The sequence below is a fragment of the Nocardia sp. NPDC060255 genome (assembly GCF_042727395.1).
In the GTDB taxonomy this organism is placed as follows: Bacteria; Actinomycetota; Actinomycetes; order Mycobacteriales; family Mycobacteriaceae; genus Nocardia.
Genome location: NZ_JBHXAU010000017.1, coordinates 1 through 14372, shown reverse-complemented (window position 1 = coordinate 14372; position 14372 = coordinate 1). Strand labels below are relative to the sequence as shown.

The window sequence follows — 14372 nt, the reverse complement described above, 5'->3', positions numbered from 1 at the left end:
AGGCCCGCGTGAGGAAACGATGATGTGGCGTGGATCACTCCGGGAAGGCGGCCGATTGTGCGGTGAACGGTCGGTGTGGCACGACGAGCGGTCGGCGGGTGCGCCCCATTCGACGGCTCAGTTCGAGCGCAACGCGCGTTCGCGGTCGGCGCCCATGCCCAGTCGTTCCGGGGCGTGCATGCGGACGAAGATGCGGCCGACCCGTCGGCTGCCCGGACCTTGAGTCACCTTGCTGACCAGTACCATTGCCGCGAACGCCAGCGGGACGCTGATTGCCGCGGGATAGCCGATCAGCGCGGCCGGCCACCCGCCCGCTACCTCGCCGGACAGACCACCGGTCACCGACACCACCGTCGCGCCGCCGGAGGCGAGGCCGCCCGCGGTCAGCCCGGCCGCCGCGCCCGTCGCGGTCAGTCCGCGCCACCAGATGCCGAGTACCAGCAGTGGGCACAGCGTCGAGGCGGCCACCGAGAACGCGAGACCGACGGTGCGCGACAGGTCGAGTGAGGCCACGGTGAGCGAAAGGGTAAGCGGCACAACACCGGCCACCAGTGCCGCCGCCCGGAAGTCGCGAATGCGCCCGCGCAGCATGTCGGTACTGAGCACGCCCGCGATGCTCACCAGCAGGCCCGACGAGGTGGACAGGAACGCCGCGATCGCGCCCGCCGCCACCAGCGCGGCCAGCAATTGGCCCGGCAGTCCGCCGACGACCGAGCCGGGCAGCAGTACCACCGCCGCGTCGGAGGTGCCGGTTATCAACAGTTGTGGCACGTACAGTCGCGCGAAAACCCCTAGCAGCACTGGGAATAGGTAGAACAGCCCGACAAGTCCGATCACCGCGACGGCGGTCGCGCGCGCGGCCCGTCCGTCCGGGTTCGTATAGAAGCGCACCAGTACATGCGGCAGACCCATGGTGCCGAGGAATGTCGCGATGATCAGCGAATACACCTGGTATGTCGGATGTGCGCCGCCGAAGCCGCCGCCCGGCTCCAGCCATTCGGCACCGTCCGCCGGCGCACCGGCGACCACCGGTACCGCGGTGCCCGCCTCCAGTATCAGTTCGGTGCCCGCCGACAGTTCGTGCGTACCGGGGGCCAGGAGGACGCGGCCATCGACCGGCTGATCGTCGAGTCGTCCGGTGATCGAAACCTGTTGTGTCGCACCGACCTGCACCACCACGTCGGTGCGGACGTCCACCGTGGTGCGCTCGGTGACGACCGGCGGAGCGGGCGCACCCAGTTGCTGGTCCTCCGCCAGGAAATGACCGAGCAGTACCAGCGCCGGAATCGCCACTGCGGTCAACTTCAACCAGTACTGAAACGCCTGCACCAACGTGATCGACCGCATCCCGCCACCGGCCACATTCGCGATCACGATGGCCCCCACCGCCGCCGCCCCCACCCAATCCGGCAACCCGAGCAACGTGTGCAACGTCAACCCGGCGCCTTGAAACTGCGGAATCAGATAAACAGCGCACACAAGGACGACCACGGTGGCCGCCATCCTGCGCAATCGCACCGAGCCCAAACGGAATTCGGCGAAGTCGGGCACCGTGTAGGCACCGGATCGCCGCAGCGGCGCAGCAACGAAAAGCAGCAGCGAAAGGTAACCGGCGGTAAAACCCACCGGATACCACAGCGCATCCGCCCCGTACTTCGCGATCAGCCCCGCAACGCCGAGAAATGAAGCAGCCGAAAGATATTCGCCGGAGATGGCGGCGGCATTCCACCCGGATCGCACGCTGCGCGAAGCCACCAGGAAGTCAGAGGTGGTGCGCGCCAAACGAACTCCGTAAGCGCCGATCGCGACGGTGGCGAGAGCGGCGAACAGCAGCGCGAACACCGTCAATAACGGCACCGATCCCGCGGTCACCAAGCGACTCCCTGACGCCCCGCCAGCGCAACTCGCCTCATCGCGGACCTTGCCGCAGCCCGCGCACCGTTTTGCCCCCCGCGCACTGAATCGCCCACTGTTCTGTGCGCGACTGCGAAAATTGCGCGCGGCAGGCCAGCGATGGTGCCGATGCCAGCGCGCACGCCTTTGCGTGCCGCGCCCGTTTTGGGCCGCCGCGTAAAGGTTTGCCAGCTGTTTCGTGCGCGGCAGGCTGAACAGTGCGCGGCCACCGTGCCGGGGCCGCAGGGTGGTGTGGCAATTGAGGTTGTGGTGCGGTCGGCCTGACATCGGCTGTGGTTCGGCGGTTCATGTCAGTCCTCGGCCAGGTCGAGGAAGTCCTGCTCGTTGTGTTCGGCCAGGCGGACGTATAGCCGTCCGACGAGGTACAGCAGTGGGTAGACGGCGACGCCGAGTAGGAGCCAGGGCAGGCGGATGCCGACTATGACCGTCGAGCCGACGGTGCCGATGCCGAAAAGGACGGGGAGTGAGCACAATACGACGACGGTGACCAAGCCGAGGCGGAGCGCGAGACCGAGTTGGGCGCGGATCAGGCCGCCGATCAAGGCCTCGCCGATCTCGGTCTGCTCTGCCACTTCCATCCGGGTGCGCACTCGGCGCGCGCCACGACGTTCCGACAGTACGACGCGCTGGCGGGCGGGGCGGTGTGGCCCGGTCATTGGCCGGTCCATTGTTGCCGGGGGCCGTGCACCAGACGCTGTTTCAGCTCGCGTACCTGTCGGCGGCTGACCGGCAATTCCACCGCCGCGGTGCTGCCGTCGGCGCGCAGGCACACCACCGTTCCGGTGCCGACCGTGCGTAGACCGGTCACCAGCCGCAGCGCGACCAGGTAAGAACGGTGCACGCGAAGGAATCCCGCGTCCTGCCACCGGGATTCCAATGCGGACAACGGAATCCGCACCAGATGGGAGCCGCCGCTGGTGTGCAGGCGCGCGTAGTCGCCGTCCGCCTCCACCCAACTGACGCTCGACCGAGGCACCAGCGTGGTCACGCCACCGAGTTCGACGGGAATGACCTCACTCGGATCGGCCCGCGGTTCATCGAGAACGGGAGCCGGTGTGCCGCGGGTCGAGGCGATGCGGCGAACCGCCTCGGCCAGCCGCGCCTCACGCAACGGCTTCAACAGGTAGTCGACTGCACCCAGATCGAAGGCGGCAACCGCCCGATCATCGTGTGCCGTCACGAAAACCACCGCGGGCGGGTTCGCGAACTCCGACAGGATGCCCGCCAACTCCATCCCGTCCAGCCCCGGCATGTTGATATCCAGGAACACCGCGTCGACCGGATGCGCCCGCAACACCCGCAGCGCGGTGGTCGCATCGGCCGCATCGTGGATCTCACCGACCCCTGGCTGCGCGCGCAACAGATACACCAGCTCGTCCAGAGCAGGCTTTTCATCATCGACGGCCAGCACCCGCAAGGTGCCGACGGTGTTATCGGTGGTCCGCGTCACAACCGCTCCATCGTAAGCAATCAGCCCAGGCGCTCGGTCCGTATCCCCGACGCCGAGTCTCCGCGCTCACGCTTGGATGCCCGCGCGGAACTTGGGGACGCGGAGGGAAACCTTGGTGCCCGCGCCGGGGGCGGTGTCGACGATGAGGCCGTAGTCGTTGCCGAAGGCGGCGCGCAGGCGGTCGTCGACGTTGGCGAGGCCGACGTGGGCCGATTCGCGGGAACCGGCCGGGCCGCTGCCGGTTTCGACGGCGTCGAGGGCGCCGGAGCGGAGCAGTTCCGGGTCCATGCCGACACCGTCGTCTTCGACGCTGATCAGGCAGTCGGTGCCCGCGTCGGTGGCGGTGATGCTCACGGTGCCGCCGCGGGTGGCACCGGCCAGACCGTGCCGGACCGCGTTTTCCACCAGCGGCTGCAGCGCGAGGAAGGGCAGGACCACGCCGAGGACCTCCGGCGCGATCTGCAGGCGCACGTCGAGTGCGTCGCCGAAGCGGGCGCGTTCGAGGGCGAGATAGCGCTCGATATTGCGCAATTCGTCGGCCAGCACGGTGAATTCGCCCGCGGCACGGAACGAGTAGCGGGTGAAGTCGGCGAATTCGAGGATCAGTTCGCGGGCCCGGTCCGGGTCGGTGCGCACGAACGAGGCGATGGTGTTGAGCGCGTTGTAGATGAAATGCGGACTGATCTGGGCCCGCAACGCCCGCACCTCGGCGCGGTCGAGCCGGGCCCGCGAGGCATCCAGCTCGGCCAATTCGAGCTGCCCGCAGGCATACCTGGCCACCTCGGCCACCGCCCCGAGCCACCCCGGCCCAGGCTGCCCAGTCGTGACCACCCCGATCGCCCCCGCCACCCCCGTGCTGTCGATCAGCAGCGGCTGCGCGATGAGCGTGCGCCCCGCATGCTCACCACTCCCCGGCCCGGCGACCAGCACCGGCCGCTCCCCGGCCACCGCACGCTTGGCCGCCTCCGTGAAGTGCTCCGCCAGTTCGGCATGCGACCCATCCCAGGCAAGCAACGTGCCGTCCGGATCGGCCACCCCGAGCGCATCGGCCCCCGTGAGCACCCGCAAATACGGCGCGGACTCCTGCGCCGACTGCGCGGTGAGCCCCCGCCGCAACGGAATAGCCGCCAAGGACGCGGTATGCAACGCCGAATGCACCGCCCGCTCAGCAGGCGTAGTCACCACCCGCCGAGTCCGCGGCCAGATCACCAGCGCCCCGGCAATCAAAGCCGCCGAGACAACGAGGGCGACAACAGTTGTCGTCATCGCCGCCCCGAAAACCAACACAGCACGCTCATCCGCCGATTATGGCTTTCGCCGCGAGTGAAGCGGCGTATTCCTCGCACTTGACGTACGTTGCACCTTCTTGACGCATGCTGCAGCACGCGTCAAGAGGACGCAATGTACGTCAAGTGAGAACCACAGCCTTGCTTGTGGCGCGTGGTTGGAAGGGTGCGCGGCTCGCGGACAGTCGGGCGGGTTGAGCCGGGCTGGTGGCTTGCCTATCCGTGGTACGGGTCGACTCGGAATTCGACCGAGCCGGGCTCGGGGATGTGGGCGGCGCCGACGGTCATGGTCGCGGTGAATCGGCCGATGCCGGGGTGGAAGAGGGCGGAATAGCCGCTGTTGCTCCAGTATCCAGGTCCGTTCGCGGTCACGGTGAAGTCGCCGGTCTCGCCGGTTTCGGCATTGCGCCAGTTCAGGGTGAGCGACAGGTGGCAGCTGCCTGCGCCGAACATGGTGGTCGCCACGCTGAACGCCGCGTGCTCCGGATAGGCGTTGCTCGTCACGGCGGAGCTGACCTGGGCGACGCAGAGGCCCTCGGTGAGCGAGTAGAAACTGTCGAACTGGTCGACGATTTGGGCTGCGGCGGGGGCCGAAGTGGCGACCATGGCTGCCACGGCGACGGCCGGTACGGCGGGGATTGCGAAGAGTGCTCTGAGCGAATTCATCAACACCTCGACAGGTTTGGGATCACTCTGTATCTCCTTGACTATGCCCCTTCCGCAGGTTGATATCCCCGATTTGCTGCCCCCGATTCCCGGGGCATCCGGTCGCCACGGACCTACAGTCGAACCATGACAGCCGGTTACTCCGGAACACCGTTGGCCAAGAAGCTGGGCATCAAGCCCGGTCATCGAGTCGTGCTGCGGCACCGGCCGCCGGGCTGGCAGATCCCCGATCTCCCCGCCGACGTCGAGATCGTCGACGCCGGAACCGCCGATGTGCTGCTCGCCTTCTACCGCACGCATGCCGACCTGGCCGGCGAGGCGCCGAATCTCGCGGCGCAGTTGCCGCGCGGGAGCATGCTGTGGATCGCGTGGCCGCGCAAGGCGGGCGGACATGTCAGCGACATCGCCGAGAACGATCTGCGCGAGCTGCTGCTGCCGATCGGCGTCGTGGACGTGAAGGTCGCCGCGCTCGACAATGATTGGTCCAGTTTGAAATTCGTCTGGCGGAAGAAGACCTGACCGTGTGTGTCGCGGCCGACTGCCGCGAATGGCGCGAATGGGTCAGAGTAAGGTCGACCGGTCCGCGCTAGACGTCACTCGCGGAAATCAGACAGCTCCAGGGCGACTCGCCAGACGCGCCGGTGATCTTCGACACCGACACGCCGGGCCCTCCTGGGACGTCACGTTGCGCGCCGCGCGCCTCGGAAAAAATGTCATACCGACGTGCCTAGAATCGCTAGGCCAACCCCCGTCGAGACCTTGGGAGGAAGGACCGTCTTGGCCGCCTCGTCCGGATCGTTCGTTCACCTGCACAACCACACCGAGTACTCCATGCTCGACGGTGCGGCCAAAATATCGCCACTGTTCGCGGAGGCGAATCGGCTGGGGATGAACGCGGTGGGGATGACCGACCACGGCAACATGTACGGCGCCTCCGAGTTCTACAACTCGGCCAAGAAGGCGGGCATCAAGCCGATCATCGGCATCGAGGCCTACATCGCCCCCGCCTCCCGGTTCGACACCAAGCGCGTGCAGTGGGGCGATCCGAGCCAGAAGGGCGACGACGTCTCCGGCTCCGGCGCCTACACCCACATGACCATGGTCGCGGAGAACGCGACCGGGCTGCGCAACCTGTTCAAGCTGTCCTCGCTGGCATCGCTGGAGGGACAGCTCGGCAAGTGGGCGCGCATGGACGAGGAGATCATCGCCCAGTACGCCGAGGGCATCATCGCGACCACCGGCTGCCCGTCGGGCGAGGTGCAGACGCGGTTGCGCCTCGGCCACGATCGCGAGGCGCTGGAGGCCGCGGCCAAGTGGCAGGAGATCTTCGGGAAGGACAACTTCTTCCTGGAGATCATGGACCACGGGCTGTCCATCGAACGCCGGGTCCGCGAGGGCCTCATCGAGATCGGCCAGAAGCTCGGCATTCCGCCGATCGCGACCAACGACTGCCACTACGTCACCAAGGATCAGTCGACCAATCACGAAGCGCTGCTGTGCATTCAGACCGGCAAGACGCTCAGCGACCCGACTCGGTTCAAGTTCGACGGTGACGGCTACTACCTGAAGTCCGCCGAGGAGATGCGCGCGCTGTGGGACGCCGAGGTGCCCGGCGCCTGCGACAACACCGTGCTCATCGGCGAGCGCGTGCAGCCTTACGACGACGTGTGGGAACACCGCGACCGGATGCCGATCTTCCCGGTGCCGGAGGGCTACAACCAGGCCACCTGGCTGCGCCGCGAGGTCGATCTCGGCTTGCAGCGCCGCTTCCCCGACGGCGCGCCGCAGGAATACCTCGACCGGGCCCAGTTCGAAATCGGCGTCATCCTGGAGATGGGCTTCCCCGCCTACTTCCTCGTCGTCGGTGACTTGATCAAGCACGCGCACGAGGTCGGTATCCGGGTCGGTCCCGGCCGTGGTTCGGCCGCCGGTTCGCTGGTCGCGTACGCGCTCGGCATCACCAATATCGACCCGCTCCCGCACGGTCTGCTCTTCGAGCGATTCCTCAACCCCGAACGCGTATCGATGCCCGATATCGATATCGACTTCGATGATCGCCGCCGCGGTGAAATGGTCCGCTACGCGAGTGAGAAGTGGGGCACCGACCGGGTCGCCCAGGTCATCACCTTCGGCACCATCAAGACCAAGGCCGCGATCAAGGACTCCGCGCGAGTCCTGTTCGGCCAGCCCGGTTTCGCCATCGCCGACCAGATCACCAAGGCGTTGCCGCCGCCGATCATGGCCAAGGACATCTCGGTGGCCGGCATCACCGATCCGGAACACGAGCGGTACAAGGAAGCCGCCGAGGTCCGCGAACTCATCGGCAACAACCCGGATGTCGCGAAGATCTACGAGACCGCCCGCGGCCTCGAGGGCCTGATCCGCAACGCGGGCGTGCACGCGTGCGCGGTCATCATGTCCTGTGATCCGCTCACCGATGCGATCCCGGTGTGGAAGCGCCCCCAGGACGGTGCGCTGATCACCGGCTGGGACTACCCGTCCTGCGAGGCCATCGGCCTGCTGAAGATGGACTTCCTCGGTCTGCGCAACCTGACCGTGCTCGGTGATGCCATCGACAACGCGAAAATGAACCGCGGCGTCGATATCGACCTCGACACCTTGGCCTTGGACGACAAGGCCACCTATGAACTACTCGCCCGCGGCGACACCCTCGGCGTATTCCAGCTCGATGGTGGCCCCATGCGTGACCTGCTGCGCCGCATGCAGCCCACCGCCTTCGAGGACATCGTCGCCGTCGGCGCGCTGTACCGGCCGGGCCCGATGGGCATGAACGCGCACAACGACTACGCCGACCGTAAGAACGGCAGGCAAGAGGTCAAGCCGATCCACCCGGAGCTGGCCGAACCGCTGAAAGAAATCCTCGGCGAGACCTACGGCCTGATCGTCTACCAAGAGCAGATCATGCACGTCGCGCAGAAGGTGGCCGGGTACTCGCTCGGTCGAGCAGACATTCTGCGCCGCGCGATGGGTAAGAAGAAGCAGTCGGTGCTGGAGGCCGAGTTCGAGGGCTTCGAAGCGGGTATGCAGGCGAACGGCTTCACCAAGCCGGCCATCAAGGCGCTGTGGGACACCATCCTCCCGTTCGCCGGTTACGCGTTCAACAAGTCGCACGCCGCCGCCTACGGCCTGATCTCCTACTGGACCGCATATTTCAAGGCGAACTACCCGTCCGAGTACATGGCCGCCCTGCTCACCTCCGTCGGTGACGACAAGGACAAGGCCGCGGTCTACCTGTCGGACTGCCGCCGCCTCGGCATCACCGTGCTGCCGCCGGACGTCAACGAATCCGAGCTGAACTTCGCCTCGGTCGGCAAGGACATCCGGTTCGGGTTGGGCGCGGTGCGCAATGTCGGCGCGAACGTGGTGTCCTCGATCATCGCGGCGCGCAAGGAGAAGTCGAAGTTCACCGACTTCTCCGACTATCTGCACAAGATCGACGCGGTCGCCTGCACCAAGAAGGTCACCGAATCCCTCATCAAGGCGGGCGGATTCGACTCGCTGGAGCATCCGCGCAAGGGTCTGCTGCTGATCCACTCCGACGCCATCGACGCGGTGATGTCCACCAAGAAGGCCGAGGCGATCGGGCAGTTCGATCTGTTCGGCGGGGTGGACGCGGACGAATCGGTGTCGTCGGTGTTCAACGTGAAGGTGCCCGACGACGAGTGGGAGTCCAAGCACAAGCTGGCGCTCGAACGCGAGATGCTCGGCCTGTACGTGTCGGGGCATCCGCTCAACGGCGTCGAGCATGTCCTTGCGGCGCAATCGGATACACAGATTCCGGCGATCCTCGAAGGCGACATCAAGGACGGCACCCAGGTGACCGTCGGCGGCATTCTCGCCTCGGTGAACCGGCGGATCAACAAGAACGGCCTGGCGTGGGCTTCGGCGCAGCTGGAAGACCTGGCCGGTGGCATCGAGGTGCTGTTCTTTCCGCAGGCGTACTCGGTGTACGGGATGGACGTGGTCGAAGACGCGGTGGTGCTGGTGAAGGCGCGGGTTTCGGTGCGTGACGACCGGATCTCGTTGATCGCCAACGATCTTGCCGTACCCGACCTGTCGTCGATCGGCGTCGCGAAGCCGCTGGCCGTGGTCATGTCCACCCGGATGTGCACCCCCGACAAGATCGGCGAGTTCAAACGCATTCTGTCCCGGCATCCCGGCACCGCCGATGTGCACGTGCGGCATGTGGGGGCTCGGGAGAAGACGACGTTGCTGAAACTCGATGACAGTCTGCGGGTTACGCCGTCGTCGGCGTTGATGGGTGATCTGAAAGCGTTGCTCGGGCCGGGGTGCTTGGCGGTTTGAGGTTCTGATCGGGCACGTTTCGGATTCTCGGTGGCGGGCTTTGTCGAAGATGCTGCGGGTGGGAAGTCCTTAGGTGCACCTATCCGATAGGTGTACTTATCCAAGGGAATGACCGAGTAGTGCTGGGCGCGTCAGGTGGGGTACCCGGCTTTAGTTATCGGTCAGGTGCGAGGTGTCGGGTTCCCGAGGTGGTCATCTGGCTGTGGTTGCGTTTCGAGAGCTCGAGAACCAGCGAATCTCGCCTCCGGAGGTGGTGAAGCTACAGCCGCGCCCCCGCTGTGTCAGCCCGACACCCAGTACAGGCGGTGTCGGGCTGACACAGTGGGTGCCCGGATAGGTTTTCGCGTGCCGATCGGGCCGCGGTTACGCCGTGCCGGCCCCGATGCGATGAAACCCGGTGGCAGGCAAGGGGTTCACAGAGCGTGCATACCCCTCACAGAGTGTCTAACCGTTGTGAAGGGTATGCGCGCTCTGTGGGTTCGACGGGCGGTGCGCGGTGGGGTGAGGCCCAAGGGGGTGGGTCGAGCGGAGACCAAGATCACCGGATCGGCATCGGAGGTCGTTGCCCAGGATCTGCACCCTGACTCGGGATCTGCACTCGGAATAGGGCCCTAAAGTCGGTGCCGATCCCGGGAGAGAGTGCAGGTCTTTGGAGAGGGTGCGATTGAGTTCCGGCGTGGCGGCCTGGCCGTGGTCGCGCCCCAACACTCCCGGCGTGCTGAAACCTGTTGGCAGGGAAGGGGTTCACAGAGTGTGCATACTCCTCACAGGGTGTCTAACTGTTGTGAAGGGTATGCACGGTCTGTGGGTTCGGCACGTGGGGCCGCAGCGGCGTCGATCAGCGCTACCCGTGGCCGGGGTGCGGGGCCGGGTTGCTCGGGATCTGCACTGGCTCTCGGGATCTGCACTCGGAATAGGGCCCTAGAGTCGGTGCTGATCCCGAGTCAGGGTGCGGATTTTGCTGGCATCGGTCGCGTGTGCGTGGGTGGGGCTCGGCTTCGGGGTTGTGCCGGTTGAAGGGTGTCGGGGGAGAGCGACTCCTGAGTCGGTGTGCGGCGATGGAGGTGGGTGCGGCGATGGAGGTGGGGTGTCGTTCAAGATCGTGCGGAACTGGTGCAGGCAATGCCGAGTCGGGCGATGCCTGCACCAGTTCCCCGTGATCTTGAATCGTGTGGTGATCGGCGGGATCCGCACTCGCTCTTGGGATTGCGCCTCGGTGGAGGTGCTCGGGGAGGGGGCGGATCTCGTCGAAGGGGGTGGGTGTTGGGGTCAGTGGATGAGTTCGGGCTGCTTGTGGGGAGACGGGGTGGGGGTGGGGTGGCGGTTCAGGAGTTGTTCCCAGGTGATTACGGCGAGGGTGGCTAGGCCGAGGGTGGCGCCGATCCAGGCGATGGAGGCGTAGCCGAGGCCGGCGCCGATGGCCAGGCCGCCTAGCCAGGGGCCGACGGTGATGCCGACGTTGAAGGAGGCGACGTTGAAGGCGGGGGCGAGGGTTGGGCCGTTGGGGACGATGTTGAAGACTCGGCTGTTGAGGGTGGGGTTGGTGCCGAAACCGAAGGCGCCGAGGAGGAAGGTGAGGGCGACGACGGGGGCGGGGTGCTCGGCGGTGAGGGCGAGCAGGATCGAGGTGATGATCAGGCCGGTGATGCCGATGTACAGGGTGCGGATCGGGTGGGCGTCGGCGGTGCGGCCGCCGATGAGGATGCCGAGGAAGCTGCCGACGCCGTACACGACCAGCACGATCGGGATCCAGCTGTCGGTGAGGCCGGTCGTCTTCGACAGCAGCGCGCCGAGGTAGGCGAAGGTGACCATCAGCGCGGCGATGGAGAGCGCGGTGGTGCCGTAGGACAGCCACAGCCGGGGATTCGCGATGCTGCGCAGTTCTTTTCGAAGGTCCGGCTGTGTTTCCGAACGACCGGCGGGGATCTTGGCGAGCACGCCGATCATGGCCAGCGCGGACATGATCGCGACCGCCCAGAACGCCGCGCGCCAGCCGAGGTGCTGACCGATCACGGTGCCTGCGGGCAGCCCGATCACGGTGGCGATGGTGAGACCGCCCGCGACGATGCTCATCGCCTTGCCGCGGGCGTTCGCGGGCACCAGGCCGATGGCGGTGGTTGCCGCGACCGACCAGAAGCCGGCGTACACGAACGCACCGACCACCCTCGTCGCGAACAGTACCCAGTAGTCCGAGGTCAGCGCGCCGACGACGTGGGCGCCGACGAACACCGCGAGGAACGCGAGTAGTGCACTGCGCCGGGGCAGCCGTAGCGTCGTGACGGCGAGTATCGGCGCGCCGACCAGCATGCCGAGGGCGAACGCCGAAATCAGCAGGCCCGCTTGCGGAATGGTGACACCGAGATCGGTGGACAGCTCGGTGAGCAGGCCGGAGAGCATCATCTCCGAGGTGCCCTGGGCGAAAATGGACAAGCCCAGGATGTAGACGGCGAACGGCATCGGGTACCTCTCTGTTTTGGATCATTCAGTTCAAAACTGGCACGTGGCAAGCGACTGTTGTCTCGGGATGTCTTGGGGGACTAAGTCAGAGGGCGTTCAGCGCGGTCGCGGCGATGGCTTGCAGCGCGTCGCGTCCGACACCGCCACGCGCGGCCACCCGCATACCCGCAATGGTGGCGTTGATGAAGTGCGCCAGCTCGCGGGCATCCTTGGCTTTGTCGATTTCCCCTGCGCGCCTGCCGCTTTCGAGTACTTCCGTCAGCGCGGCCAGTCGGAGCTCCTGATCTTTCCGCAACGCCGCCGCCACTTCCGGATCGCGCGGCGCGAGCTCGATCATCGAATTGACGACCAGGCAGCCGAGTGGATCGTCCTGCGGTGCGTCCACGATCTGTTGCAACAGCGCCCGCATCTTCGCCCTCGGCGACTCGGCACCGTCGAGCGTCGCGAAGGTGGTGGCATTCTTCGTCGCCATGTACCGCCGCAACGCCCGCTCGAACAGCTCGTGCTTGCTCGTGAAGGTGTTGTAGATACTGCTGCGCCCCAACCCGGTTGCGTCACAAAGATCCTGGGTAGAGGTCGCCTCATAGCCCGCGGTCCAGAACGCCCGCATCGCAGCATCCACGGCCCGCTCCTCGTCGAACTGCCTCGGTCGTGCCATGCGAACGAGGCTAGCACGGTTTTGAACCGATCATTTCAATATATGTGGTGCGAATAGGTGCATCACTAATTGATGCTGGATAGCGCATCGAGATCGATGTAGAATCTGATGCATGACCAGACGAACCACCCTGACTCTGACCGAGCGGGAGGAACGCACGTTGGCGACGCTCGGTGACCGAAAGGGGGCTGAGTGGGTGCTGTTCGAATCCATTGCCGCCCACCTCGGTTACTCCCTCACTCCCGACGCCTCCGAAGCGACCGTGATCCGAGTGTTGATGTCGATCGGTGCCCAGGTGCTGATCGATGAGGCGCTGGAGCAGGGCTATGCAGAACTCGCCGCAATGTGGCCAGACGTGCACGACGAGGACGAGGCTCGAGAGTTCCGTCGTCGCCGCGAGGCTGAGCATGCGAGAGGTGATGCCGAGTGACGAACTCCGCACCGGTCCGTGGGCAGATATATCGAGCCGACGTCGGCTACGGCCCGAAACCGTGGTTGATCGTCTCGAACAACCGGAGGAATCGGTTGCTGTCCGATGTACTGGCAGCCCGAATCACCACCACAAAGAAACGTGCGGTTCTGCCGACTTGGGTCCAGCTCTCCTCGGCGGACCCTCTGGTCGGCAACATCGTCACCGACGATCTCGAGCAGGTGCTCCGCGCTGATCTCGGCGCCTTGCTCGGCACGATCAGTCCAAGCACCGTGATGGCTTTGAATACTGCGTTGAAGCTTGCGCTGGCCATTCCGTGACCTGCCTTTGAAGTGTCGTGAGCGAGAAACTTGGCGGCTGACGGCTGTCTACGGGATGGAGCAGCTCGGACGGTAGCCGCCGAGGGTTTGCGCGGTAGGCGGGATCGGATGCAGCGGCTAAGGGGAGACGGCGACGCCGAGGGATTGGGCGGCGAGGAAACGGGGGGCGTCTTCGCCGTAGAAGATGTCGATGTCTTGGATTGCGAAGCCGGCGGTGGTCAGCAGGCCGCGAATGTCTCGGTTCAGGTTGCAGCCGCCGCAGAGGGTTTTCTGGATCGGATTCAGGCGGTTCTGCCATACCTGGACCTTGTGGTCCGGGGCGAGGCCGTGCTCGACGAAATGCAGGGTTCCGCCGGGGGCGAGCACTCGGCGGACCTCGGTCAATGCGGTAGCGACGTCCGGGATTGTGCACAGGGTCCAGGTGGACACGGCAGAGTCGAAGGTGTTGTCCGCGAAGGGGAGTGACTGTCCATCCAAGCCGGCCCGCTCGACCGGCACCTTCGATGCGGCAACCCGCTCACTCGCCAGCTTCCACCCGAGATCAGCAGGCTCCACCGCACTGACCGAGTCCACCGTCCCCGGATAGAAAGGCACATTCAACCCCGACCCGAACCCGATCTCCACCACCCGCCCGCGCAACCCCGAACAGACCCGCTCACGCAACGGCTCATTGAACCGCATCCCACAAGCGGCATCAACGATCCGCGGCACAACCCGATCACCATAAAAGCCCACCAACCCACTCTCCCAGCAACCACCCAACCTCGCCAGGGAGTGTCAGATTAACGGTGGATCTGCCCTGGCATCGGTTAGTTACTACTCGGCGTGATGCGGCCTTCGAAGGTGATAGCGAAGGCGTTCAAGG

12 protein-coding genes are annotated in these 14372 nt (G+C 65.9%); 4 read left to right on the top strand and 8 right to left on the bottom strand.

The features are described from left to right. Positions 1 to 117: 117 nt before the first annotated feature. The 5 genes from ACFWF1_RS27605 to ACFWF1_RS27585 all read right to left on the bottom strand — a co-directional run bounded on the left by ACFWF1_RS27605 (position 118) and on the right by ACFWF1_RS27585 (position 5316). Positions 118 to 1872, bottom strand: a complete 1755-nt coding sequence (locus ACFWF1_RS27605; RefSeq protein WP_379287185.1) for a cation acetate symporter — start codon at positions 1870 to 1872, stop codon at positions 118 to 120. Positions 1873 to 2204: 332 nt separating this feature from the next. Next, positions 2205 to 2570, bottom strand: coding sequence for a hypothetical protein (locus ACFWF1_RS27600; protein ID WP_379287187.1), 366 nt, complete (start codon positions 2568 to 2570; stop codon positions 2205 to 2207). After that, on the bottom strand, positions 2567 to 3364 hold the full coding sequence (locus ACFWF1_RS27595) for a LytR/AlgR family response regulator transcription factor (RefSeq protein WP_379287189.1): 798 nt from the start codon (positions 3362 to 3364) through the stop codon (positions 2567 to 2569). Before ACFWF1_RS27595 ends, ACFWF1_RS27600 begins: the two co-directional genes overlap by 4 nt. Positions 3365 to 3430: 66 nt before the next feature. Further along, positions 3431 to 4630 (bottom strand): sensor histidine kinase, encoded by a 1200-nt coding sequence (locus tag ACFWF1_RS27590; protein WP_379287191.1) that lies wholly within the window; start codon positions 4628 to 4630, stop codon positions 3431 to 3433. 236 nt (positions 4631 to 4866) lie between these two features. Next, on the bottom strand, positions 4867 to 5316 hold the full coding sequence (locus tag ACFWF1_RS27585; protein WP_379287193.1) for a hypothetical protein: 450 nt from the start codon (positions 5314 to 5316) through the stop codon (positions 4867 to 4869). A 126-nt stretch (positions 5317 to 5442) separates the two neighbouring features. On the opposite strand from ACFWF1_RS27585, the gene ACFWF1_RS27580 reads away from it, so the two are divergent. Continuing rightward, positions 5443 to 5835 carry a DUF3052 domain-containing protein gene (locus ACFWF1_RS27580; protein ID WP_379287195.1) on the top strand — a complete coding sequence of 131 codons (393 nt, stop codon included), beginning with the start codon at positions 5443 to 5445 and terminating at the stop codon, positions 5833 to 5835. 258 nt (positions 5836 to 6093) lie between these two features. Further along, positions 6094 to 9642, top strand: a complete 3549-nt coding sequence (gene dnaE / locus ACFWF1_RS27575; protein ID WP_379287197.1) for a DNA polymerase III subunit alpha — start codon at positions 6094 to 6096, stop codon at positions 9640 to 9642. A gap of 1269 nt (positions 9643 to 10911) precedes the next feature. Here the strand turns inward: dnaE and ACFWF1_RS27570 are convergent. Further along, complete coding sequence (locus ACFWF1_RS27570; protein ID WP_379287199.1) at positions 10912 to 12099, bottom strand: Cmx/CmrA family chloramphenicol efflux MFS transporter; 1188 nt, start codon at positions 12097 to 12099, stop codon at positions 10912 to 10914. An 85-nt stretch (positions 12100 to 12184) separates the two neighbouring features. Next, positions 12185 to 12757 (bottom strand): TetR/AcrR family transcriptional regulator, encoded by a 573-nt coding sequence (locus ACFWF1_RS27565; protein WP_379287201.1) that lies wholly within the window; start codon positions 12755 to 12757, stop codon positions 12185 to 12187. 112 nt (positions 12758 to 12869) lie between these two features. Here ACFWF1_RS27565 and ACFWF1_RS27560 point away from each other — a divergent pair, with 112 nt between their 5' ends. Then, positions 12870 to 13187, top strand: coding sequence for a hypothetical protein (locus tag ACFWF1_RS27560; RefSeq protein WP_379287203.1), 318 nt, complete (start codon positions 12870 to 12872; stop codon positions 13185 to 13187). Beyond that, the gene (locus ACFWF1_RS27555) at positions 13184 to 13507 is read left to right on the top strand and encodes a type II toxin-antitoxin system PemK/MazF family toxin (RefSeq protein WP_379287205.1); all 324 of its coding nucleotides are present in this window, start codon (positions 13184 to 13186) and stop codon (positions 13505 to 13507) included. Before ACFWF1_RS27560 ends, ACFWF1_RS27555 begins: the two co-directional genes overlap by 4 nt. Positions 13508 to 13624: 117 nt before the next feature. Here the strand turns inward: ACFWF1_RS27555 and ACFWF1_RS27550 are convergent, their stop codons facing one another. Then, complete coding sequence (locus ACFWF1_RS27550) at positions 13625 to 14242, bottom strand: class I SAM-dependent methyltransferase (RefSeq protein ID WP_379287207.1); 618 nt, start codon at positions 14240 to 14242, stop codon at positions 13625 to 13627. Between the last annotated feature and the right edge of the window lie 130 nt (positions 14243 to 14372).